The organism is Blastococcus jejuensis (genome assembly GCF_039534705.1).
In the GTDB taxonomy this organism is placed as follows: Bacteria; Actinomycetota; Actinomycetes; order Mycobacteriales; family Geodermatophilaceae; genus Blastococcus_B; species Blastococcus_B jejuensis.
In genome coordinates this window covers 185,969-209,335 of sequence record NZ_BAAAVV010000004.1, presented here as the reverse complement: position 1 = coordinate 209,335, position 23,367 = coordinate 185,969, and the positions used below count along the sequence as shown (strand labels likewise).

22 protein-coding genes are annotated in these 23,367 nt (G+C 73.8%); 9 read left to right on the top strand and 13 right to left on the bottom strand.

What is annotated here, in order from left to right; genetic code table 11:
- Positions 1-243: 243 nt before the first annotated feature.
- Complete coding sequence (locus ABD644_RS10620) at positions 244-2,073, top strand: AMP-dependent synthetase/ligase (protein WP_344688820.1); 1,830 nt, start codon at positions 244-246, stop codon at positions 2,071-2,073.
- On the opposite strand, the gene ABD644_RS10615 is transcribed toward ABD644_RS10620, so the two are convergent.
- Entirely contained in the window at positions 2,063-2,257 is a 195-nt protein-coding gene (locus ABD644_RS10615) for a hypothetical protein (RefSeq protein WP_344688819.1), read from the bottom strand. The genes ABD644_RS10620 and ABD644_RS10615 overlap by 11 nt on opposite strands.
- Positions 2,258-2,430: 173 nt before the next feature.
- On the opposite strand from ABD644_RS10615, the gene ABD644_RS10610 reads away from it, so the two are divergent.
- Entirely contained in the window at positions 2,431-3,600 is a 1,170-nt protein-coding gene (locus tag ABD644_RS10610) for a DUF3500 domain-containing protein (protein WP_344688818.1), read from the top strand.
- A 13-nt stretch (positions 3,601-3,613) separates the two neighbouring features.
- On the opposite strand, the gene ABD644_RS10605 is transcribed toward ABD644_RS10610, so the two are convergent.
- Positions 3,614-4,510, bottom strand: coding sequence for a helix-turn-helix transcriptional regulator (locus ABD644_RS10605; RefSeq protein WP_344688817.1), 897 nt, complete (start codon positions 4,508-4,510; stop codon positions 3,614-3,616).
- Positions 4,511-4,668: 158 nt separating this feature from the next.
- On the opposite strand from ABD644_RS10605, the gene ABD644_RS10600 reads away from it, so the two are divergent.
- The 5 genes from ABD644_RS10600 to ABD644_RS10580 all read left to right on the top strand — a co-directional run bounded on the left by ABD644_RS10600 (position 4,669) and on the right by ABD644_RS10580 (position 10,660).
- Positions 4,669-5,553: an aldo/keto reductase gene (locus ABD644_RS10600; protein ID WP_344688816.1), complete on the top strand. Its 885-nt coding sequence runs from the start codon at positions 4,669-4,671 to the stop codon at positions 5,551-5,553.
- A gap of 41 nt (positions 5,554-5,594) precedes the next feature.
- Positions 5,595-6,617, top strand: a complete 1,023-nt coding sequence (locus ABD644_RS10595; protein ID WP_344688815.1) for a zinc-binding dehydrogenase — start codon at positions 5,595-5,597, stop codon at positions 6,615-6,617.
- Between the two features lie 368 nt (positions 6,618-6,985).
- Entirely contained in the window at positions 6,986-7,558 is a 573-nt protein-coding gene (locus ABD644_RS10590; RefSeq protein WP_344688814.1) for a flavodoxin domain-containing protein, read from the top strand.
- Between the two features lie 100 nt (positions 7,559-7,658).
- Positions 7,659-9,482 carry a flavin-containing monooxygenase gene (locus ABD644_RS10585; protein WP_344688813.1) on the top strand — a complete coding sequence of 608 codons (1,824 nt, stop codon included), beginning with the start codon at positions 7,659-7,661 and terminating at the stop codon, positions 9,480-9,482.
- Complete coding sequence (locus ABD644_RS10580; RefSeq protein WP_344688812.1) at positions 9,479-10,660, top strand: MFS transporter; 1,182 nt, start codon at positions 9,479-9,481, stop codon at positions 10,658-10,660. Before ABD644_RS10585 ends, ABD644_RS10580 begins: the two co-directional genes overlap by 4 nt.
- A gap of 28 nt (positions 10,661-10,688) precedes the next feature.
- Here ABD644_RS10580 and ABD644_RS10575 read toward each other — a convergent pair whose 3' ends face one another.
- Positions 10,689-10,859 (bottom strand): hypothetical protein, encoded by a 171-nt coding sequence (locus tag ABD644_RS10575; protein WP_344688811.1) that lies wholly within the window; start codon positions 10,857-10,859, stop codon positions 10,689-10,691.
- A 112-nt stretch (positions 10,860-10,971) separates the two neighbouring features.
- Here ABD644_RS10575 and ABD644_RS10570 point away from each other — a divergent pair, with 112 nt between their 5' ends.
- Entirely contained in the window at positions 10,972-12,117 is a 1,146-nt protein-coding gene (locus ABD644_RS10570; protein WP_344688810.1) for a hypothetical protein, read from the top strand.
- Positions 12,118-12,155: 38 nt separating this feature from the next.
- On the opposite strand, the gene nicT is transcribed toward ABD644_RS10570, so the two are convergent.
- The 8 genes from nicT to ABD644_RS10530 are packed head-to-tail and all read right to left on the bottom strand — an operon-like array spanning position 12,156 to position 20,608.
- Positions 12,156-13,262 (bottom strand): Nickel transporter NicT, encoded by a 1,107-nt coding sequence (nicT, locus tag ABD644_RS10565; RefSeq protein WP_344688809.1) that lies wholly within the window; start codon positions 13,260-13,262, stop codon positions 12,156-12,158.
- 5 nt (positions 13,263-13,267) lie between these two features.
- Complete coding sequence (locus tag ABD644_RS10560; protein WP_344688808.1) at positions 13,268-13,732, bottom strand: nuclear transport factor 2 family protein; 465 nt, start codon at positions 13,730-13,732, stop codon at positions 13,268-13,270.
- Entirely contained in the window at positions 13,729-15,150 is a 1,422-nt protein-coding gene (locus ABD644_RS10555) for a YlbE family protein (RefSeq protein ID WP_344688807.1), read from the bottom strand. Before ABD644_RS10555 ends, ABD644_RS10560 begins: the two co-directional genes overlap by 4 nt.
- The gene (locus ABD644_RS10550; protein WP_344688806.1) at positions 15,147-16,646 is read right to left on the bottom strand and encodes an argininosuccinate lyase; all 1,500 of its coding nucleotides are present in this window, start codon (positions 16,644-16,646) and stop codon (positions 15,147-15,149) included. The genes ABD644_RS10555 and ABD644_RS10550 overlap by 4 nt, the downstream gene beginning before the upstream one ends.
- Complete coding sequence (locus ABD644_RS10545) at positions 16,643-17,608, bottom strand: 1-aminocyclopropane-1-carboxylate deaminase/D-cysteine desulfhydrase (RefSeq protein WP_344688805.1); 966 nt, start codon at positions 17,606-17,608, stop codon at positions 16,643-16,645. The genes ABD644_RS10550 and ABD644_RS10545 overlap by 4 nt, the downstream gene beginning before the upstream one ends.
- Complete coding sequence (locus tag ABD644_RS10540) at positions 17,605-18,936, bottom strand: class-II fumarase/aspartase family protein (RefSeq protein WP_344688804.1); 1,332 nt, start codon at positions 18,934-18,936, stop codon at positions 17,605-17,607. Before ABD644_RS10540 ends, ABD644_RS10545 begins: the two co-directional genes overlap by 4 nt.
- Positions 18,933-19,841 (bottom strand): XcbA family protein, encoded by a 909-nt coding sequence (locus ABD644_RS10535; RefSeq protein WP_344688803.1) that lies wholly within the window; start codon positions 19,839-19,841, stop codon positions 18,933-18,935. The genes ABD644_RS10540 and ABD644_RS10535 overlap by 4 nt, the downstream gene beginning before the upstream one ends.
- A complete protein-coding gene (locus ABD644_RS10530) occupies positions 19,838-20,608 on the bottom strand; it encodes a phosphosulfolactate synthase (RefSeq protein WP_344688802.1) in 771 nt (256 codons plus the stop codon). Before ABD644_RS10530 ends, ABD644_RS10535 begins: the two co-directional genes overlap by 4 nt.
- A 32-nt stretch (positions 20,609-20,640) precedes the next feature.
- On the opposite strand from ABD644_RS10530, the gene ABD644_RS10525 reads away from it, so the two are divergent.
- The gene (locus ABD644_RS10525) at positions 20,641-21,588 is read left to right on the top strand and encodes an AIR synthase related protein (RefSeq protein WP_344688801.1); all 948 of its coding nucleotides are present in this window, start codon (positions 20,641-20,643) and stop codon (positions 21,586-21,588) included.
- Positions 21,589-21,611: 23 nt separating this feature from the next.
- Here ABD644_RS10525 and ABD644_RS10520 read toward each other — a convergent pair whose 3' ends face one another.
- Together ABD644_RS10520 and ABD644_RS10515 are read right to left on the bottom strand one after the other, a co-directional pair.
- Entirely contained in the window at positions 21,612-22,118 is a 507-nt protein-coding gene (locus ABD644_RS10520) for an MSMEG_0567/Sll0786 family nitrogen starvation N-acetyltransferase (RefSeq protein WP_344688800.1), read from the bottom strand.
- Entirely contained in the window at positions 22,081-23,286 is a 1,206-nt protein-coding gene (locus tag ABD644_RS10515; RefSeq protein WP_344688799.1) for an MSMEG_0568 family radical SAM protein, read from the bottom strand. The genes ABD644_RS10520 and ABD644_RS10515 overlap by 38 nt, the downstream gene beginning before the upstream one ends.
- Positions 23,287-23,367 lie beyond the last annotated feature (81 nt).

Here is a 23,367-nt window from a genome sequence, read left to right as displayed (position 1 = left end):
TGCCACCTCGGCAAGGCGATCGGAGGCAGGGGCGCCCCGCAGCGTGCGCCCCGCGTTCCCGCGCGACGCAGAGGCGAACGACCCGATCACCGGACCTCCCCGACGATGGCCGTGTGGCACGGCAGGGGTTCTCCGTCAGCGGTCACGGGACCTTGGTCCGTGCCGCGCGGAGCCGGACCGCCACGAGGATCGACGGTGCGACCCTCCACAGGGGCGACCACCCGGCTCCGAGGACACATGGTCATGACCAGCGCAGACACGGACAACCCCAGCGTCCTGGCGCCAGCGGCGTCGGTGGCTCGAATGTTCTTCGACCGGGTGGCGGCGACCCCGGACGCCGAGGCGTTCCGTCACCCCCTCGATGGCGGGTGGACCTCGGTGACCTGGGGCCGGACCGCCGAGACGGTGACGACGACGGCGGCCGGCCTGCTGGCGCTGGGGATCGCGCCGGAGGATCGGGTCGCGATCGCGAGTGCCACCCGCATCGAGTGGCTCTACGCGGACCTGGCGATCATGTGCGCCGGCGCCGCGACGACGGCCGTCTACCCCTCGACCAGCGCCGCGGACGTCACCTTCATCCTGTCCGACAGCAGATCGCGGGTCGTCTTCGCCGAGGACGACGCCCAGATCGCCAAGCTGCGTGCCCAGCGCGACCAGCTGCCCGACCTGCTCCGGGTGGTCACCTTCGACGGCGAGCCGGACGGCGAGTGGGTGATCAGCCTGAGCGACCTGCAGTCCCTGGGCGCCGCGCTCCTCGCCGAGCGGCCGACCGCCGTGGACGAGGCGGTGTCGGCCGTCGGCCCGGAACACCTCGCCACGATCATCTACACGTCGGGGACCACGGGACGGCCCAAGGGTGTGGAGCTGCCCCATCGCTGCTGGACCTACATCGGCGCCGCGGCCGAGACGCTCGACCTCCTGCACCGGGACGACCTGCAGTACCTGTGGCTCCCGCTGGCGCACTCGTTCGGGAAGATGCTCGAGGCGGTGCAGTTGCAGGTCGGGTTCCCCACGGCGGTCGACGGCCGGATCGAGCGGATCGTGGAGAACCTCGCCGTCGTCCGCCCCACCTTCATGGCCGGTCCGCCGCGGATCTTCGAGAAGGTGCACGCCAAGATCACGCAGACCGTCAGGGACGAGGGCGGGCTGAAGCTCCGGCTCTTCACGTGGGCGTTCTCGGTCGGACGCCGGGTCTGGCGGGCCCGCGTGGACGGCACGCCGGTCGGGCCGGCGCTCCGCGCCCAGCACGCTCTGGCCGACCGGCTGGTGCTGTCGAAGATCCGGGCCCGACTGGGGGGACGGATCCGTTTCCTCGTCTCCGGGAGCGCGGCGCTCTCACCGGACATCGCCGACTGGTTCGGCGCCGCGGGCATGGTGGTGATCGAGGGATACGCGCTGACCGAGACCGGTGCCGGGGCGTGCGTCGCCAGCGTCACGCACCCGACGCCCGGGATGGTGGGGGCGCCGCTCGTGGGCTCCGAGGTGAGGATCGCCGACGGCGGCGAGATCCTGATCCGCGGGCCCCACGTGATGCGCGGCTACCACAACCGGCCGGACGCCACCGCCGAGGTGCTCAGCGCCGACGGCTGGTTCGCCACCGGGGACGTCGGCGAGCTCGACGAGCAGGGCCGGCTGCGCGTCACCGACCGCAAGAAGGACCTGATCAAGACCTCCGGCGGCAAGTACATCGCACCGCAGACGATCGAGGCCGAGTTCAAGGCGGTCTGCCCGCTGGCCAGCCAGATGCTGGTGCACGGCGACGGCCGCAACTACGCGACCGCGCTGATCACTCTCGACCCCGACGCGCTGGCCCAGTGGGGCCGTGCGCAGGGACTGGCGTCGACCGACTACGCCGTCCTCGTGGCCGACCCCGCCGTCCTCGACTACCTGCGGGCCTGCGTGGACGAACTCAACGGTCGGCTCAACCGCTGGGAGACGATCAAGGACTTCCGGGTCCTCGACCACGACATGTCGGTCGAGTCGGACGAGCTGACGCCGAGCATGAAGGTCAAGCGGAAGACCATCGAGGCGAGGTACGCGACCCTGCTCGACTCGATGTACGTCAGCCGATGATGTGGATGGATGCAGCGGCCAGGTGCGCCTGCAGCCGCGCCTGATCCAGGCCGACGGACGCGAGCACCTCGCGATCGCGGTCGGTGTCGATCTGCTCGGGCAGCGCCGCATCCGCGCGGTCTGCCGTCGCGTTGTCTCCCTGGGTGTGCAGCAACTGGACCAAGTCGTGCTTGGACAGCTTCATGTCGTGCTCCCGCCTGGGCTCTCCGGTCGGTGGCGTTCTGCGGGCGAGGATGGCCCGCGGCTGCTCGGGGCGGCCACCGCCCGAGGTCCGAGTCGAGCGGGACCTTGGTCTCGACCGACCTCAGGACGCTGATCCGGGGATGCCGGCATGGACCGGATGACTACGTTGCGAGCATGGCTGCTCCGGGGAGCGTGCGGGACGGCGCCGCGGCACGCCAGGTGGCGGCGCGGATGGCCGAGGCCGCCGCGGCGTGGCTGGACGCCCTCGACGCGGATCAGCGGGACGTCGCCTCCGCGCCGGTGCCGAGCGCCGACGACGTGCCCGACGCCGAGCGCCGGCGGTGGTTCTACACGCCCACCGACCACGGCGGCCTGACCTTCCACCAGCAGCGGCCGGCTCAGCAACGGGCCGCGATGCGGCTGGTGGCCACGGGGCTGTCCACGCCCGCCTACGTCACGGTGGCGACGATCGTCGGCCTCGAGAACGTGCTCGACCAGGTCGAAGGCTTCGTGGCCCGCTTCGACCGGGAGCGGGGCCGCGACCCCGGCCTCTACTACCTCCGCGTCTTCGGCCCCCCCGGGGGCACCGATCCGTGGGGCTGGCGATTCGGTGGCCACCACGTGTCGCTCAACAACCTCGTCGTCAACGGCGCGCTCGTCGCCACGACGCCGTGCTTCCTGGGCGCCGACCCGGCGACGGCGCCGCTGCTCGGCGGCGCGGCCAGCCGTCCCCTGGGACGGGTGGAGGATCTCGCGCGTGATCTCGTCCGCTCGCTGCCGGCTGGTCTCGCCGCCCGGGCGCTGCTCCTGGACCGCGCGCCGTCGGACATCGTCACCGGCAACCGCACCACTGTCTCCGCGGGGGACCGAGCCCTGCCGCTGACCGCCATCTGGCGGGACGAGCGGTTCCCCGACCCGGCCGAGCAGGCGAAGCTGCAGGCGGCCAGCGATGCCATCGACGAGGCGGCCGGGTACGGGGACCGGGAGCACGCGGCGCTGGAACACACGTCGGAGCCGCGCGGCGTGCCGGCCGCCGAGCTGGACGCCGAGCAGCGGACGGCGCTGCGGGCGCTGCTGGGTACCTACCTCGAGCGGGTGCCGCCCGAGGTCTCGCCGCTGCGCCGCTACGACGACGACGCGGCGCTCGATGCGGTCTTCTTCGCGTGGGCGGGGCCGACCGAGCCGGGTGCACCGCACTACTACCGCCTGCAAGGCCCCCGCCTGCTGATCGAGTGGGACAACACCCAACGCGGTGCCAACCACGCCCACTCCGTGTGGCGCGATCCGGCGGCCGACTTCGGACTCGACGTGCTGGCACGGCACCGAGCCGCGCACGCCCACTGACCGGCCCGCCGGGTCAGCCCGCGGGCGTCGCGACCGTCTCGGTGGCCAGGTGCTCCTGCGAGGCCGCCCACGACGCGAGCAGCTTCAGCGCGTCGGCGGTCGGGGTGTCGGGAGCGGCCGTGTACACGTTGAGGTAGAGGCCCGGCGACGAGGCCAGCTCCATCCCCTCGAAGTCGAGGTCGAGCTGGCCGACGACGGGGTGGCGCAGCCGCTTCAGCCCGCTGCGGTGGAACGTCACGTCGTGCTGGGCCCACCGATGGCGGAACAGCTCGGAGCGGGTGGACAGCTCACCCACCAGCTCGATGAGGCCCTTGTCGTGCGGGTTGTGGCCGGCCTCCAGGCGGAGCATCGCGGCCGCGTCGTCGGCGATGCGGTCGTAGTCGACGAAGAACTCCCGGGCGGCGTCGGGGTCCAGGTAGACGAAGCGGGTGGTGTTCGCCGGACGACGCGGGTCGGCCAGCACGGGGGAGTACAGCGCCCGGGCCAGCTGGTTCATGGCCACGATGTCGTGTCGGCCGTTGCGCACCCACGCCGGTGCGTCCGTCATCGCGTCGAGCAGCTGCTGCACGGCCGGTCGGACGCTCGTCGGCGCGGCGCGCTTCCGCTGGTTGCCCCGAGCGCCGCTCTCCCGAGCGAGCGCGTACAGGTGGGTCCGCTCGGCCTCGTCGAGACGGAGGGCGCCGGCCAGGGCGTCGAGCACGCTCTCCGAGGCAGAGGCGAGGCCGCCGCGCTCCATCCGCACGTAGTAGTCGACGGACACACCGGCGAGCATCGCCACCTCCTCGCGGCGCAGACCCTTGACCCGGCGGTTGCCGCCGTAGGCGGGCAACCCGGCCTGCTCCGGGGTGATGCGCGCCCGCCGCGTGCTGAGGAACTCGCGGATCTCGGCGCTCAGATCAGTCCTGCTCACGGCTCCACGGTAGGCAGTCCGGCCGGCGGGAGGGAGGGACTGCCAGTACCCGGAACCAGCGGAGACTCCCGGCCCGCGCCGACGACGAGGGGGGCACTAGCAGTGCCTGGATCGACAGGCACTGCCACCGGGGCGGAGGGGCGCCGAGCATGGACCTCATGCGCAGCTCCTCCTTCATCCTGAACAACGGGGTCGAGATCCCCGCCGTCGGGTTCGGCGTCTTCCAGACGCCGCCGGACGAGACCGCCGCGGCCGTGGAGACGGCGCTGGCGGCCGGCTACCGCCACATCGACACCGCCGCGGCCTACGGCAACGAGCGCGGGGTGGGGGAGGCGATCCGCCGGTCCGGCCTCGACCGCGCCGAGCTCTTCGTCGAGACGAAGGTGTGGATCAGCGACTACGGCTACGAGGCGACCCTGCACGCCTTCGACAAGAGCGCCGCCAAGCTCGGGGTCGACCAGCTCGACCTGCTGATCCTGCACCAGCCGCTGCCAGGCGAGTTCGCTCTCACGCTGGACGCCTACCGGGCGCTGGAGCGGCTGCTGGCCGACGGCCGGGTGCGCGCCATCGGCGTCAGCAACTTCATGCCCGCGCATCTCGACCGGCTGCTGGCGGAGACGTCGGTGGTGCCGGCGGTCAACCAGATCGAGGTGCACCCCTATTTCCGGCAGCCCGAGGTGCTCGCGGCCGACGTCGAGCGCGGGATCCTCTCCCAGGCGTGGTCGCCGATCGGCGGCATCACCTTCTACCGAGACGGTTCGCACGGCAGCACCCTCCAGGACCCGACCATCGGGCAGATCGCGACGGCGCACGGCAGGACGCCCGCCCAGGTGATGCTCCGCTGGCACCTGCAGCAGGGCCGTCAGGTGATCCCGAAATCGGTCACGCCGTCCCGGATCGCCGAGAACATCGACGTCTTCGACTTCCGGCTCACCGATGACCAGCTGGCCGCCATCGACGCCCTCGACACCGGCGTCCGGGGTGGCCCCGAGCCGGAGCAGATCACCCGCGAGACCTTCGGCCGCGCGATCCCCGAGGCCTGAGCACGTCCCTCGACAGTCACCCGAGAGAGAGGCACGGATTCGTGCGAGCAACAGTCATGTACGGCGCCGGCGACGTGCGGGTCGAGAACCTGCCCGACCCGACGGTGCAGGCCCCGACCGACGCGGTGGTGCGCGTGGTGCGCGCCTGCGTCTGCGGGAGCGACCTGCACCCCTACCACTCCATGCCGGCCTCGGCGCAGGGCCGGCCGATGGGCCACGAGTTCGTCGGCGTGGTCGAGGAGGTCGGCGCCGAGGTCTCCCGGATCGCGCGGGGCGACTTCGTCATCGCGCCCTTCGCGTGGTTCGACAACACCTGCGAGTTCTGCCGCGAGGGCCTGACCACCTCCTGCCTGCACGGCGGGTTCTTCTCCGAGACGCAGGCCGAGGCCGTCCGCGTGCCGCTGGCCGACGGCACCCTCGTCACCGCCCCGGTCGGGGAGGACTCGGCGCTGCTGCCCTCGCTGCTGACGCTGTCCGACGTCCTCATCACCGGGCACCACGCCGCGGTGACGGCGGGCGTGAACGCGCGGACGTCGGTCACCGTCATCGGTGACGGCGCAGTCGGGCTCCTCGCCGTCATGGCCGCGAAGAGGCTGGGCGCCGAGCGGATCATCCTGATGGGCCGCCACCAGGCCCGCACCGACCTCGGCCGGGAGTTCGGCGCCACCGACGTCGTGGCCGCGCGCGGCGACGAGGGCATCGCCACGGTGCTCGAGCTGACCGGCGGGCAGGGCACGCACACCGTGCTCGAGTGCGTCGGCCACATGCCGGCCTACGAGCAGGCCGTCGGCACGGTCCGCGCCGGTGGCGTGATCAGCCGGGTCGGCGTGCCGCAGTACGAGGAGGCGCCGGTCGGTTTCGCCAGCCTGTTCGGCCGCAACATCACCCTCACCGGCGGCCCGGGAGCGCAGCGCTCATACATCGAGGAGCTGCTGCCCGACGTCCTGGAGGGCCGCATCGAGCCCGGACGGGTCTTCGACCGCACGGTGGGCCTTGACGAGACGCCCGAGGGCTACCGCGCCATGGACCGGCGCGAGGCGCTGAAGGTCCTCGTCCGCCCCTGACCTCCCGGAGAGGAACGACTGTGGAGCTCCTGCCGCAGTAGCAGCATCTGCGGACAGTTGTGCTCTGCCCACAGGGGTGGGCAGAGCACAAGCATGCAAAGAAACCTTTGCACGCGATCCTAGTGCTCTGCCCACGGGGGTGGGCAGAGCACTAGCTGGCTGGGAGGAGGGTGCGGGGTGCGGTGCCGCGGTCGGCTCCGCGACGGTGTGCGGCGAGCCTGCTGGTGGGACCGCATGGCGTGGGCATCGGGGGCCTTCGCCCCTGCATCGGCCTGGTCGAGGGGCGGCAGTCTGGAGCGCACTCGGGCGGGCGCGTGCGCGACCGCCCTGCCGGCGGATCAACGGCTCAACGCGGAAGTGGTGGAGTCATGGCGAACATCCTCATTCCCTACTCGACCGGGGAAGGGCAGACCGCCAAGATCGCGGAGTTCATCGCCGACGTGATGCGGGCCCGGGGCCACGAGGCGACGACGACAGACATCAGGCAGTCGGAGGGTTCGGTGCCCGGCGGGTACGACGGTGTGGTCGTCGGCGCCTCGATCCACATGGGCAAGCACGACAAGCACGCCGTGGAATACGTGCGCGACAACCGCACCGTGCTCGAACGGTTGCCGTCCGCGCTCTTCTCGGTGAGCCTCGCCGCGCACGGGGACACCGAGGAGGCCGAGGGCTACGTCGAGGCGTTCGAGCAGGAGACGGGCTGGCGACCCTCGCGGGTTGCTCTCTTCGGTGGCGCCTTGCTCTACACCCAGTACGGATTCATCAAGCGGCACATGATGAAGAAGATCGCGAGTGGCAAGCCCGGCGATCTCGGCACCGACGTGTCCCGCGACTACGTGTACACGGAATGGGACGGCGTGACGAGGTTCGCCGAGGACTTCCTGGACGGGCTGCCGTCCGGAGGGGCGCAGGAATCCCACAGCGAGAGTGCCGGTCGCTAGCGCCCGGCCGGCCTCTGGTGCTGTGCTGCTCATCACACCACGCTCCTCTCGAACGAGGCCCGTCCACGAGGCCCATCTGTGGCCGCAGGAGGTATCCGGCATGACGCAGACCCTGGACACGCCCGCGCAGGCCCCGGCACAGCGCGCTGGGCGCTGGCTGGCCGACTTCGAGGAGGCGCTGAGCGCCCGTGACGTCGCGCGCGCGGCCGGCATGTTCGCCGCATCGAGCTTCTGGCGCGACCTGGTCTCCTTCACCTGGAACATCACGACGGTCGAGAACCCGGCAGGGGTCACCGACCTGCTCACCGAGACGCTCGAGCGCACCGACCCCTCCGGCTTCGCCGTCGAGGAGCCGCCCGACGAGGCCGACGGGGTCACCACCGCGTGGTTCACCTTCGAGACCGCCGTCGGCCGCGGGCGCGGCCTCGTGCGGCTCGTCGAGGAGGACGGCGTGCCGAAGGCATGGACGTTCCTCACCACGCTCTACGAGCTGAAGGGGCACGAGGAGCCGCGCGGAGCGGCCCGCCCCAAGGGCGCCGAGCACGGCGCGGACAAGCGCCGCCTCACCTGGCTGGAGCGGCGGGAGAAGGAGGAGGCCGAGCTCGGGGTCAGCGTCCAGCCCTACGTCCTGGTCATCGGCGGCGGCCAGGGCGGCATCGCCCTGGGCGCCCGGCTCCGGCAGCTCGGCGTGCCGGCGCTCGTCGTCGACAAGCACGACCGGCCGGGGGACCAGTGGCGGGGCCGGTACAAGTCGCTCTGCCTGCACGACCCGGTCTGGTACGACCACCTGCCGTACCTGAAGTTCCCGGAGAACTGGCCGGTGTTCTCGCCCAAGGACAAGATCGGCGACTGGCTCGAGTCGTACGTGACGGTCATGGAGATCCCGTACTGGGGCAGAACGGTGGCCACGAAGGCGACGTACTCGCCCGAGAAGGGGGAGTGGACCGTCCAGGTCGAGCGGCACGGGAAGCCGCTCACGCTGCGGCCGAAGCACGTCGTGCTGGCCACCGGGATGTCGGGCAAGCCGAACATCCCGGTGATCCCGGGGCAGGACGTCTTCCGCGGCGACCAGCAGCACTCCTCGGCCCACCCCGGGCCCGACGCCTACGCGGGCAAGAAGGTCGTCGTCATCGGCAGCAACAACTCCGCATTCGACATCTGCGGGGCGCTGTGGGAGCACGACGCCGACGTCACGATGGTCCAGCGCTCGTCGACGCACATCGTCAGGAGCGACACCCTGATGGACATCGGGCTCGGCGCGCTCTACTCCGAGGAGGCCGTGGCCGCCGGCGTGACGACGGAGAAGGCGGACATGATCTTCGCCTCGCTGCCCTACCGGATCATGCACGAGTTCCAGATCCCGCTGTACGAGCAGATGAAGGAGCGCGACGCCGACTTCTACGACCGGCTGGAGAAGGCCGGCTTCTGGCTCGACTGGGGCGAGGACGGCTCCGGCCTGTTCATGAAGTACCTGCGCCGGGGCTCGGGCTACTACATCGACGTGGGCGCGGCCGACCTGGTCGCCGACGGGAAGGTGAAGCTGGTCCACGGCCTGGTCGACCACCTGACCGAGGACGCCGTCGTCCTCGAGGACGGCACCGAGCTGCCGGCCGACCTGGTCGTCTACGCCACCGGCTACGGGTCCATGAACGGCTGGGCCGCCGACCTGATCAGCCAGGAGGTGGCCGACAAGGTCGGCAAGGTCTGGGGGCTGGGCTCGAACACGACCAAGGACCCGGGGCCGTGGGAGGGCGAGCAGCGCAACATGTGGAAGCCGACCCGGCAGGAGGCGCTGTGGTTCCACGGCGGCAACCTGCACCAGTCGCGGCACTACTCCCTCTACCTGGCCCTCCAGCTCAAGGCTCGGTACGAGGAGATCCCGACCCCCGTGTACCACCTCCAGGAGGTACACCACCTGAGGTGACCAGTGCCGACGGCGGCGGCGGGAGCGGTCCCTGGCACCGGCCGGTCCTGGCCGGCGCCGTGGCCAATCTCGCCGCCGGGACGCTGTTCGGCTGGAGCCTGGTCGCGCAGCCGGCGGCCGATGCGCTGGGGATGTCTCGGGCGTCGGCGTCCGCGGTCTTCGCGACGGCGATCGTCGTGTTCGCGGTCGTGCTGCTCGTCCTCGCGCCGGTGCAGCGGCGAAGCGGGCCGCGCCGCCTGCTGCACGTCGCGGCAGCCGCCGGTGGGGGCGGGTTGCTGCTGGCGGCGACGGCGCAGCACCCGGTCGTCCTGCTGCTCGGCATCGGGATCCTCTTCGGCGGCGCCAACGGCCTGGCCTACGGCGTCGCCGTGTGGCTCGCCGCGCAGGTGCCCGGGTCGCGGCGCGGGAGCGCCACCGGGCTGGTCGTGGGTGCCTACGCGGCCGGCCCGGTCCTGCTCGGGCTCGTGGCGCCCCCGGCTCTGGACGCCTTCGGCTGGCGGCCGTGCGTGGCCGTCGTGGCCATGGCGGTGGCCGTGCTGCTCACCGTCGCGGCGGCGCTGACCCCCGGCGGCAGACCGGGCAAGGGGCGGCCGAGCCGACCCCACCCCGTCCCGCACCGCGACGTGGTGCTGCTGTGGATCGTCTTCGCCGGGGGAACCGCTCCCGGTCTGATGCTGTTCGCCCACGCGGTCACGGTGGCCGGCGACCGGGGCCTGAGCGCCCGGGCCGCGGGCCTGGCGGTGTCGGCTCTCGCGGCCGGCAACCTGCTGGGGCGGTTGACCGCCGGCGTCTGGTCCGACCGGATCGGCCGACTGCCCGCGCTGGGCGTGGCGTTGACGACCGGCGCGGTGTCGACCGTGGTGGTGGCGCCGGCGTCGTCGTCCGCGCCCGTCCTGGCGGGATTCCTGGGCACCGGCCTGGCCTACGGCGCCGTGTCCGCGCTGGTGCCGGCCGCCACGGCCGACCGGGTCGGGGCCGCCTCCTTCTCCGCTGCCTACGGCGCGGTGTTCACCGGGTGGGGGTGCGCAGGCCTGCTCGCGCCGGTGGCCGGAGGGTGGCTCATCGGTCTCTCCGGACGGACACCCGCGCTGCTGACCCTGGCGGCGGCACCGTTGATCGCTGCGGCGGTCGCGGTGGTGCTGCTGACCCGCCGGGCCCGGGCGGCGGCGCCGTCCTGATCCGGGCCGGGCGCGGCGTCGCCCGAGATCAGGCGGGCTCGGGCACCCCGCCGGGGTCACCGCCGGGATCGTCCGGGGTGGCTTCGATCGGCGGGGGTGGGAGCGGTTCCGGCGCGCCCGGGAGCAGCTCCCCGGGGTCGTCCGGCACCGGCTGGTCCGGATCGATCGCCGGATCCGGTTCGGGGAGTGGCGCACCCATCCGACGAGTCAACCAGCCCATCGGCACGGTCGCAGCGCCACGCGACGCGCTCGTGCCGCAGCTGTGGTCCCTGCTGCGGTAAGTCGGTTGCCCGCGTCCGGAGGATGGGGACGTGGACGCCGAGCGCATGCTGGTGAACTTCTTCTACGCCCAGCCGGTCGGCCATGCGATCGAGGCGCTGCACTACGCCCACGGGCACGCGCTGGCGGTGCCGGGCCGGGAAGTCTCCGTGGCGCTCAACGCCGCGACGGCCACCGAGCTGGCCGGGTTCTGCCCGTTCGTGTCGGCGACCTATCCCATCGACCACCCGTTCCTCGAGCCGTGCGCCGACTCGGCGGCGCGCGTCGGGGGGCTGCCGCGCGACTGGGATTGGGTCGTCGACGACACCCGGCGGCACCAGCCCCTCCAGTACGACCTGTTCCCGGGGATGCGCGACTACTACTCGGCGTCCGACGGCCACCTCCGAGCCGCCGTGAGCCGGTCGGTGGTGGGCGCCCACCGTGCCGGCTACCGCCCGCACCAGCCGCTGCGGCTGGAGCTGCCGGCAGCCGCCCGGAGTGCCGCCGCCGCACGGCTGGCCACCGATCGGGCGCCCGCCGCCCGCATCGCGGTGATGCCGGCCGGCTCCAGCGACTCCTCCCTCTACCCGTCCCCGAGCTCGTGGCTCCTGATCCTCGATGCGCTGACCGACGCCTTCCCCGACGTGCAGATCGCGCTGGTGGGCCGGACGGCGAGGGACGAGCGGACCAGCACCGCGGTGAGCGGCGGCGGCCTGGCGCAGCTCCGGCGGCACCGGTCGGCACCGGTCGACTGCTTCGACGTCCCGCTCGCCGAGCAGCTGGCCGTCGTCGAGGCCTGCGACGTCCTCCTCTCACCGCACACCGGGTTCGGGCTGGCAGCGCTCGCCGTGGCCACCCCGTGGCTGACGCTGTCCGGCGGCCGGTGGTTCGAGTACTACTTCAACCACGTTCCGTTCCGGTCACTGCTCCCGGATCCGGACCGCTATCCGAGCTTCACCCAGTTCGATCCGGCGGCCGTCGTCGTCGACGGGGAGGAGGGGCCGCGGACGCCGAGCATGACCCGCGCCCGCATCCGCGAGGATCTCGACCGCCTCGTGACCGCGGCGCAGGAACTCGCGTGCGGCTCGCTGCCCTACGAGCGGGCGCTGACCGAGTACTTCTCCGGGCTGAAGGACGTCCACCGCGGCGACACGTCGGCGATCTGGTCGATCGACTCGGTGCATCTCGACCACCTGTGACCGCGTGCGAGCGGATCGGTCCAGCGCGGAGCCACTCGTCATGGACGCACACGGCCTCGGGCGGGCTGCCGGCGGCCGTTCCCGCCGCTCACCTTCCAGTACGCGGCAGCGGCGGCCCAGACGACCGCGAACAGCCCGACGACGAGGAAGCCGACGGTGTTCAGGTCCAGCCCGGCGATCCACCCGGTGACCGGATCCCGCCACCGCAGCCGGTCGTGCAGCATCCCGACGAGCTGCACGGTGCCGATGAGCAGGGCGACCGCCACCGACAGCCCGGTGATCGTGAGGTTGTAGAAGAGCTTGCGGACCGGTTCGGCGAACGCCCAGCGGTAGGCGACGATCATGAACGCGCCGTCGAGCGTGTCGAACAGGGTCATGCCGGCGGTGAAGAGCAGCGGGAGCACGAGCACCGCGTACCAGGGCAGGCCGGCGGCCGCGCCCGTGCCGGCCAGGGCGAGCAGGGTCACCTCGGTCGCGGTGTCGAAGCCGATGCCGAACAGCAGCCCGACCGGGAACAGCTGAGCCGGGTGGTGGATCGACCGCATCAGCGGCCGCAGCAGGCGGTTGTACAGCCCCCGGCGCTCGAGGAACTCCTCGAGCGCCGCCGGGTCGGCTCTCCCGGCACGACTGCTCCGGTAGTGGCGGAGGAGGCCGATCAGGGCGACGAGGTTGAGCGCTCCGATCAGGTAGAGGAACAGCCCGGAGACGCCGGCACCGAGCACGCCGAGGCCCTGGCGGACGCCCGAGCCGTCGTCGGCCAGCGCTGTGACGGAGCGTGCCCCGAGCGCGACCGCCGTCGCGAGCACGGCGACCACGGTCGAGTGGCCGAGGGCGAACCAGAAGCCGGCCGACAGCGGCCGCCGTCCCTCGGCGAGCAGCCTGCGGGTGGTGTTGTCGATGGCGGCGATGTGGTCGGCGTCGAAGGCATGCCGCACCCCGAGGACGTAGGCCGTCACGCCCAGCCCCAGTCCGAACACCTGGCCGCCGAGATCCAGCTGCTGGGGGACGACGACGGCGGCCAGGAGCGTCCACCCGGCGGCGGTCATCACGGCGACGATCCCCAGCAGGACGGCGAGCTCGCCGCGGTCCCGACGGTCCAGGCGGGGCGCGGCCGGCGTCGTCAGGGGCGGGGTCGCGACGGCCATGCCGGCTACAGGCCGAGCTCGCTGAGCCCGGGGTGGTCGTCGGGACGCCGGCCCTGCGGCCAGTGGTAGAGCCGCTCGTCCGCCGAGATCGGCAGGTCGTTGATGCTGGCGTGGCGCCGGCGCATCAGCCCGTTCTCGTCGAACTCCCAGTTCTCGTTGCCGTAGGAGCGGAACCAGTTGCCTGAGTCGTCGTGGGACTCGTAGGCGAACCGGACGGCGATGCGGTTGCCCTCGAAGGCCCACATCTCCTTGATCAGCCGGTATTCCAGTTCCCGCCGCCACTTGCGGGTCAGGAAGGCCACGATCTCCTCCCGCCCGGTGAGGAACTCCGACCGGTTCCGCCACCGGGAGTCGACCGTGTAGGCACCGGCGACCCGCTCCGGGTCCCGGGTGTTCCACGCGTCCTCGGCTGCGCGCACCTTCGCGACGGCGGTCTCGAGGGTGAACGGCGGCAGCGGGGGCCGGGTCATGGCGTGTTCCTCCGGGAGAGGCGGGTGTCCAGGTCGAGCAGGGCGGCGCGGAAGCAGCCGAGCGGGGCCTCGGCCACGCCGGCGCCGATCTGCCCGCTGCCGTCGGAGTTGTGCAGGATCCCGGTGGTCACCTTCGGCGTGATGCCGTGCTCGACCACGCGCCGCACGTCGACGCCGACCGGTGTGCCGCGGCCGTCGGCCATGGGGAGGGTGAACCGGGTCGACCGGCCCACGCAGACGCGGTCGAGTTCCCGGGTCAGCTCCGCGGCGGCGGCCTGACCACCCACCAGCTGACCGACCGCCGGCGACCCCGCCGCCGCCGCGCCGCCCAGCCCGACCAGCTCCAGGACCGCGCTGTCGCCGATGTCGGGCGCGGCGTCGTCCGGACCGCGGCCGGGGTGGTAGAGCGCGCGCCCGACCATCGGCGCGGGGGAGCGGAACCACTCGGCGCCCCCGGAGAGCCGGACGCCGAACGTGGTGCCGTTGCGGGCCATCGTCGTCACCACCGAGGACCCCTCCACCTGCCCGGCCCATTCCGTCAGCGTCCGTGCCGCCGCCATCGCCAGGGTGAGGAAGAGCAGGTGGTTGGCCGACAGGAAGCGCGCCGCCTCCACCCGCCGCGGGTGCACCGACCCGACCAGCGCCGGCAGCAGCAGCTTGAACAGCAGGTTGGTCGCGGCCTGGGTGCGCACGTGCACGTCGTCGCCCATCGCCACGGCCTGCGCGGCGAGGGAGAGGACGTCGACCGGCTCGTCGTGGGCGGCGAGCGCCTCGGCCAGCACCGGGGCCACCGCCTCCCGAAGCAGCACCAGCCGCGCGACCGCCTCGGGGGTGTCCCGGCCGAACCAGGCGACGTCCCCCGAGCCCTGACCGATCGGCGCCCAGGCGGTGATGCCGGCGTCGGCGAGGGTGACCACCCACACCGGGGTGGTCGGGCCGACCACCGCGGCCATCGGCACGACGCCGCCGCTCTCGTTGGCCGGACCCAGCGCCACCTCGCCCGAGGCGAGCAGCGCGTCGGCGGCGTCGACGTCGTCGGCCCACCCCTCGGCCACCACCGCCGCGCGCATCGACCGGCGCAGCGGATCGCAGGCGTCGACGAGCTCCAGCGCCGGCCCCGCGTGCCGCAGCGACCGACCGGTCAGCCCGTGCACCACCTCGGCCGCCGGCCGGACGGCAGACAGCACCGGGACGCCGGAATCCAGTCGGCGGAGCACCTCGGCGTTGGCCTCGTCCACCTGTTCGTTGCGCGGTCCGGAGAGCCGGCGCAGCGCGGCCAGCGCGACCGGATCGCCTCCGGCGGGCACCCGCCAGTCCACCTGCACCGCCGGGCGACCCTGCGCTCGCACGGCGTCGGCGAACAGCGGCAGGCCCACGTTGACCACGCCGACCTCATCGGGCAGAACGACCCCGGTCATCGCGCTCCCTCCTTCCCCCCGGCCACGGCCGTGGCGCGCTCGACCAGGTCGCGTTCGGCGGCGCGGAAGCCGCCTCGTCGCTCCCTGGCCAGGCCGAGCAGCTCGGCCGCCTGCTCGCGGCAGGACACCGCCATCCCCTCCACCACCGGCGGTGCGGCGCCGCCCGCGGCGGTGCGCGTGGCCACGATGTGCCGCGGGTCGAGGACGTCGGTGAGGTCGCGGCCGGTCAGCCCGATCTCCCGTCCGGTGTGCTGCTGCGCGGCCGCGTCGAGCATCGCGCCGTCCAGGTCGACGCCGCGCAGTCCGGCGGCGTTCGCCGTCCGCACCGCGATGCCGACCACCTCGTAGGCGGTGCGGTAGTCGACGTCGCACGTCTGCATCACGTACTCGGCCAGGTCGGTGGCCTGGGAGAAGCCGGACTCCAGCGCCGCGGCCATCCGGTCGGCGTTGACCGCCAGCGTCCGCACGACGCCGCCGGTGAGGCGGGTGGTGCGCAGCGCCAGGTCCAGCGCCCGCGGCACCTCGCCGTAGGCGTAGATGAGGTTGTCACTGCGCGCCGACGGGCTCTTGACCACGGCGAGGAAGCCACTGAGCCGGCCGATCAGCGTGCCCGAGGCCCCTCGGATGATCGACAGCGCGTAGGGGTTGCGCTTCTGCGGCATGAGCACGCTGGCCCGGCTGAACCCGTCGGCGAGGGTGACGTAGTCGAACTCCTGCGACGCCCAGATCTCCAGGTCCTCGGCCAGCTTGCTCTGCGTCCCGACGAGGCTGGCCACCACCGCCAGGACGTCGACGAGCCCGTCGGTCTGCCACATCGCGTCGCGGGTGTGCTCGATGACGCCGTCGAAGCCGAGCATCGCCGCGATCGGCCTGCGGTCGTCGAGCAGCCGGCTGCCGTTGACGCAGCCCGCCCCGCCGGGGCTGGAGTTGATCCAGTCCAGCGCATCGACCAGGCGGCGCAGGTCGCGCAGCACGGGGTAGGCGAAGGACAGCAGGTAGTGCCCGAACGTCGAGGGCTGGGCGTGCTGCAGGTAGGTCTGGTCGGGCATCCAGGTGCGGCTGTGGTCGGCCCCGCTCGCCGCCACCGTGTCGGCCAGCGTGGCGCCCGCCTCGATCAGGTCGGTCACCTGGTCGCGCAGGTGCAGCCGCAGGGCGATGCGCACCGCTTCCCGGCGGGGGCGCCCGGCGTGCAGCCAGCCGGCATCGTTGCCCAGCCGGGAGACGAAGAAGCGCTCCCGGCTGTTGTAGGGCTCCCCGAACGCCGGGTCGTACGGGAACTCGTCGGGCGCGGTCCGGTCGGCCTCCAGCAGCAGGCGCAGCAGCCGGCGGGCCGGCTCGTCGGCCACCACGCCGCGCGCGTGCAGGTCGAGCACGTGGGCCAGGTCGGCGCGGTTGAGACCGGCGTGCAGCAGCGGCGCGTCCGCGTTCTCCAGGTAGAACCCGGACTCCACCAGCTCCGGCGCGGGGCCGTCGAGGGGCCGGCCGGCGCCGGTCACCGCGGCGCCCCCGCGGTCTGCGCGGCCCCGGCCCCGAGCCAGCCGGCGACCGCGTCGAGCAGGCCACCCGTGTGCCAGAACAGCGCGGGCCGGCCGGCGGCGACCGCCGGCACGACGGCGAGGGCCTTCGCGGTGTACACCGGGTCGAGCACCAGCCCGGCGGTGCGCAGGGCGGTCGCCGCGGCGGCCTCGCCGTCGGTGGAGGGGAGGGCGTGCCCCGGACCGCGGGCATCGACGAGCTCGACGTCCTGGGCCGTCGGCGCCGGCTCCTCGCGGAGCGCAGCCACCTGCCGGGCGAGGTCGAGCACCCGTGCGGCGACCTCGTCGGTCGGCCGGCTCACCGACGCGCCGACCACCCGCAGCGGTCGACCGCACGCGACGTTGCCGGCGACCAGCCCGGCGAGGGTGCCGCCGGCGCCGGCCGCCACCACGACGACCGGCCGCCGTCCGGCCAGCTGCGTCAGCACCTCGTCGACGGCGGCCCGGTAGCCCATCGCCCCCACCGGGCTGGCCCCGCCGCGGGGCACGAGATAGGGCCGGCGGCCGGCGGCGGCCAGTTCGGCGGCGACGACGGGCAGGGTGTCATCGACGCTCGCCCGGTCGAGGTCGCCGGTGTACCGGAGCTGCGCCCCCCAGGCCAGGGCCGCGGCGAGGTTCGGGTGCACCGGCTGCGCGGCCGGCGGCCCGGCGAGCACCAGCACGCACTGCAGCCCGGCCCACGCGGCGCCCGCCGCCGCGGCCTGGATGAAGTTCGAGCCGGTCGACCCGCCCGTGAGCAGCACGTCGGCCTGCCGACGGAGGGCATCCTCGAGCAGTGGCTCCAGCTGGCGGGCCTTGTTGCCGGCGACCGCGAAGCCCGTCAGGTCGTCCCGCTTGACCAGCAGCGACCCGGCCAGGCCCAGCGCGCCGGCCAGCCGTGGCGCCTCGGTCAGCGGGGTGGGCAGCAGCGCGAGCCGGTTCACCGGGCCCGCTCCGTCCGCGCGCGGGCGACGACCAGGTCGACCATCTCGCCACAGGCGCCCGGGTCCGGGTCCGGCGCCGCGTCCTCGCCCCGGTCGAGCAGGCCGGCGTCCCGGAGCGCCTCGGCCATGGTCCGGCCGGTCTGCCGCCCGGCAGCGAGCGCCGTCTGCAAGGCCTCGCGGGCGTCGTGCCGGCCGAGCCGGGCGGTGAGCACTGCCAGCGCCTGCTCGCTGCCGGTGTAGTCGTCGAGGTTGCGCCGCATCGCCTCGGTGTCGACCTCCAGGCCGGCCAGCAGGTCGGCGGCCAGCGCGCACGCCGTGGCGGTCAGCAGGCAGACCTCCGGCAGCGCGACCCACTCGGCCTTCCAGCTGCGCCCGTCCCGCTCGTGCCCGCCGGTCATGCCCTCCAGCAGCACGCCGGAGGAGGCGCGGACCAGCCGGGCGAGGGTGTCCAGGTGCTCGCTGCGCTCGGGATTGCGCTTGTGCGGCATGGTGATGCTGCCGACCGTGCCGGCCGGCACGGCCTCGCGCAGCTCCCCGAGCTCGGGGCGCTGCAGCTCGTAGACCTCGTTGCCGATCCGGGCGAGCGTCCCGCACACCATCGCCAGGACGGCGCCGATCTCGGCGATCCGGTCGCGGGCCGTCAGCCACGTCATGCCCGGATCGGCCAGGCCCAGCTCGGCGCAGAACCGGGCGCGCACCGCCGGCCCGCGTGGCCCCTGCCCGGCCAGGCTGCCGACGCCGCCGCCGAGCTGGCCGACCAGCCAGCGCGGCTCGCTCTCCCGCATCCGGTCGAGGTGCCGCCGGATCTCCTCGGCCCAGGACGCGGCCTTCCAGCCGAAGGTGATCGGCGCCCCGGGCTGACCGTGCGTGCGGCCGGCCATGAGCGTGTCCCGGTGGCGCACCGCGAGCTGGAGCGCGAATTCCTCGCAGCGCAGCAGGTCGCGGCGCACCTCGGCGAGGACGGTCCGCAGGGCCAGCGCCGTCCAGGTGTCGGTGAGGTCCTGCACGGTCGCCCCCACGTACAGGTGGGCGTGCACGTCCGGGGGGAGGACCGCGCGCAGCGCCCGGATCAGACCGAGGGTGCTGTGCCCGCTCGCCCGCGTCTCGGCGGCGATCACGTCGAGGTCGAGGGCGTCCATCCGGGCGCGGGCGGTGATCACCTGGGCTGCCTCCGCCGGGACGATGCCCTCGGCGGCCTGCGCCCGGGCGAGCGCGCCGAGCACGTCGAGCCATGACTGCAGGCGGGCGCGTTCGTCGAACACGGCGCGGACGGCCGGGGTCCCCCAGAGGTGCCCGTACATCGCCGAGTCGGCGATCCGGGCACTCATGGCCGCATCGGTGCCGTCGCCGGAGCCATCGCGAGGTCCACGGCGGTGGCCAGCGCCTCCCGCAGCTCCCCGAACGAGGCGCCCCACGGGGTGAGCACGGTGCGGCCGTCGACCTCGTTGCGGTCCTCGAACAGGCAGCACTTGGTGAGCAGCACCTCGCCGTCCGGGATGCCGTCCGGGAGCTCGACGCGGGCGGCCAGCGCACGCGGGCACATGTCGATCTGGCGTACCGGACCCCCGTACAGGACGTCGTGGATCTGCCGGGAGCGGGTGCAGCCCAGCAGGGTCCAGTCCTGACGCGGCGGTACCTCGTCGAGGTAGGCGACGGACGCGCCGGGGACCTCCAGGCCGCCCCCGCGGCACGGCAGCAGGTAGGAGTCGTCGGGCGGGCTGGGCAGCAGGTCGGCCAGCTCGATCACGTGCGGCACCAGCTCGAGCCCGGGCAGGTCGTCGGCGGTCGCCAGCACGCGCCGCAGCTGGTCGACCAGCTTGGCCGGTCGCGGCGGGACGACGTCGAGCACGTGCACCCGCACCGGGGCCGGGTCCAGCACGAAGCTCACGTGCCCGTAGGCGCCCTCGACGACGACGCACCGCGCGCCCGGCACGTCGACCGCGGCGGTGAGCAGTGCCGTGGGCACGGCGGTGTCGACATCGGGGCGCTGGAGGTAGACGGTCTCGTCCGGGCCGGCGAGCAGCTCCACGTCCTCCAGCGGGGCGAACAGCCCCGTCTCGGCGCCGCGCACGAGGCGCAGCAGCGCGACCTTCCCGGCGGAGCGCACCACCATGAAGTTGCTGCGGCGGTAGACCGGCCGCGCCATGAGCAGGTCACGCAGGGGACCGGCCTCCAGCGGCACGTCGACGTCGGTGACCGACACCCCGCGGTAGCGGTCCGGGTAGGTGCTCATGGGCGCACCGGGACGGCGTCGAAGGTGTCGGCGCGGAGTCCCAGCCGCAGCGACTCCAGCGCGAGCGCCTCGGCCGGGGCGATGTTGCCGAGGTTCACGTCGGCCCCGTAGCGGCGGATCAGCCAGGCCTGCTGCTCCTTGCGCGGGGCCTCGAACACGGCGCACTCGACGCCCACCACGCCGACCACGGCGTCGACGACGTCGGTCCGCACGTCGCCGCCGGGCGAGAAGAGGCCGACCGTGCCGCTCTCCCGGCCTTCGGTCACCACCCACGTGGCGCCGGCGTCCCGGTCGGCGGCGGCCGCGGCGGCCCAGGCGGCCGGTGTGACCTCGGCCCGCGGGTCCTTGCTGCCGATCTCGGCCAGGACGACGAAGCGCTCGGCAGCCGCCTCGATCAGCTTCCGCTTGTCGGCCGGGCCCAGTGCCGCCACCCCGGAGGACACCTCGACGCACGGGAACCCGACCTCCTCGGCCCACGCCAGGTACGGCTCGACCGCACCCTGGTGCCAGGCGACCTCGAGCAGGGTGCCCCCGGTGCAGCCGAGCACCTGGTGCTCGCGCAGGACGGCGAGCTTGTCGGCCAGCCCGGGGTCGAGGTAGGCCGTTCCCCAGCCGAACTTCCAGACGTCGACGAACTGCCCGCCCACCTCGAGCAGCCGCGCCACGTCGGCGACGGGCAGGCCCTTGTCCAGGACGTGGGTGAGGCCCTGGCGGCGTGGCTTGCGCGCACGCGAGGGCACCACGAGGAAGGACGGCGGGGTATTCACCTTCCGACACGTCCGTTCGTCAGGAGGCGCCCGTGACCGATCTCCCCGCGCTCGCCGAACGACTCCGTGCGCTGCCCGGCGTCCTGGCCAAGGCCGACATCGGCCTGGTGGCCGATGTCCTCGGCGGCGGCGACTGGTACGCCGGACCGGGCGACGACGGCGCGGTGCTGCCGCCCGGCGAGGGTGCGGTCGTCGTCGGCGGGGAGGCGATCCTGCCCGCGTTCGTGGCCGCCGACCCCTACGGGGCGGGGATCGCCGCGGTGCTGGCCAACGTCAACGACCTGGCGGCCATGGGCGCGCGGCCGGTGGCCCTGCTCGACACCGTGGTGGGCTCGGAGGGGCTGGCCCGGGAGGTGCTGCGCGGGATGCGCTGGGCCGCCGCGCGCTACGACGTCCCGATCGTCGGCGGGCACCTGACCCGGACCGACGGGCCGCCCGCGCTCTCGGCGTTCGGCATCGGCCGGGCCGAGCGGGTGCTCTCCGCGACCGCGGCCGCGCCCGGCCAGGTGGTGGTTCTGGGGTGCTGCCTGGACGGGGCGATGCGCCCCGACTTCCTCTTCTTCCCGTCGTTCGAGCAGCGCGGTGAGCGGCTGGCCGGTGACGTCCGGCTGCTGGCCGAGCTGGCCGCCGCCGGGGCCGCGGTGGCGGCCAAGGACGTCAGCATGGCGGGGCTGGTCGGCTCGCTGGCCATGCTGCTCGAGCCGGGCCGGCTGGGCGTCACCATCGACCTGGCGCACCTGCCCGTCCCCGACGGGGTGCCGCTGGGGGACTGGTTGTCCTGCTTCCCGGCGTACGCCTTCCTGCTCACCTGCCCGGCCGAGCGGGTCGAGGACTGCCTGGCCGGTTTCCGCGGCCGCGGCCTGACGGCGGCGGCGCTGGGGGAGCTGGATGACACCGGCCAGGTGCGACTGGCCCGCTCGGGGGCGGCCGTGACGGTGTTCGACCTGGCCAGCCAGGGGGTCACCAACCTGCGTCGCTGAGCCCGGTGTCCTCACTGGACTGCTCACGTCCCTGTCCGCTGCAGCGGGATCGCCATCCACCGGTGCGGCACCCCCAGGTGATCGGCCTGCGGGGCCGTCGGCTCCCAGCCCAGGAACTCGAAGAACCGCACGTTGGGCGCCTGCACCCGCGCCTGCATGCGGGTTCCGCCGCGCTCGCCGGCCAGCGTGACGGCCAGCCGCACCAGGTGGGCGGCGAGCCGCGAGCGGCGGTAGGCGGGCAGCACGGCCAGCCGGTCGCCGTGCCAGAGCGTGTCCGTCAGCGGGTACAGCCGGACGGTGCCGGCCGGCTCGCCGTCGACGAAGCCGAGCACGTGCACGGTGGTCGACCAGGCGTCGTGCTCGTCGGCGTCGCTGGCGGAGAACAGGCCCTGTTCGGTGACGAACACCGCCCGGCGGATCCGATGGTGGGCCGCGAGCTCCCCGGCGGTGGCGACCGGTCGGCAGCCGGGGTCGGGCCCCCGGACCGCCGGCTCAGTGACCGAGGAACGGAAGGGACGGACGTCCGTCACGGATCCCCCCGTCCGAGCGCTCGAACGCGCCCAGGCCCGAGCAGGCCTGGCATCGCGCGCAACCGGCGATGACGCCCGCGGCGGACAGCCCGCGCGCGGCCAGGTGCGGGACGACCCTGCGGTACACGGCCTCGACGACCTCCCGCGGCGGCGGCCGGAAGTCCGCCATGAGGCTGCCGGGCACCGGCCGCAGCGGGACGACGAACGGGTAGACCCCCAGGTCGATGGCGCGCTTGCAGCCCTCGACGGTGACGTCGAGGTCCTCACCCATGCCGAGGATGACGTACGTCGACACCTGCCCGGGACCGAAGGCGGCGACGGCGCGTTCCCACGCCACGAAGTACGCCTCGATGCCCCAGCGCGCCTTGCCGGGCGCGACCCGGGCCAGCACCGCCGGGTCGAAGCTCTCCACGTGGATGCCGACGGAGTCGACCCCCAGGTCGGCGACCCGGTCGATCACGTCCAGGTCGGCCGGCGGCTCGAACTGCACCTGGACCGGCAGTCCGGCGGCCTCCTTGACCGCGGCCGCGCAGCGCGCGACGTACATCGCCCCGCGGTCGGGGGTCGCCGTGCTGCCCGTGGTGAGCGTCGCGTCGACCGCGCCGTCGAGGTCGCGGGCGGCGACCGCCACCTCCGCCAGCATCGCCGGGGTCTTCTTCGCGATCGTGCGGCCCGCGGCGAGGGTGACGCCGATGCCGCAGAACCGGCACTGGTCGTCGTTGCCCCAGTACGCGCAGGTCTGCAGCACCGTGCTGGCCATCGAGTCCAGGTGCATCAGTGCGATCTGCCAGTACGGGACGCCGTCGGCCGTGGTGAGGTCGTAGTAGCGCGGGCGCGGGGCGGGGGAGGCCGAGGCCAGCCGCTTCCCGTCGCGGTAGACCGCCCAGCTCCCGTCGTCCTCACCACGCAGCGCGTACGGGGAGTCGGCGACGTACGGCGCACTGGTCGGCACGGTCGCCGGTACGCCCTCGATGTAGAGCATCCCGGCGTCGGCCGGGCCGGCGCCGCCGGCGCGGGCCTCCATCGGCACCGCGACGCGCAGTCCCTGGCTCTGCAGTGCCGTGATCAGGCGGGCGACGTCCTCCGCGGACGGCGGCGAGGGGGTGGGCGGTAAGGCGGTCGGCGGCAGGGCCGCGGCAGCATCCGGGGGTCGTGTCGTCACGGTCATGTGCTGCCCCTCTCCGGGCCATCACGGGTCGGTGGACGCCCCTGCACCGCCGGACCGGCGTTCACCATAGGAAACAGTTGG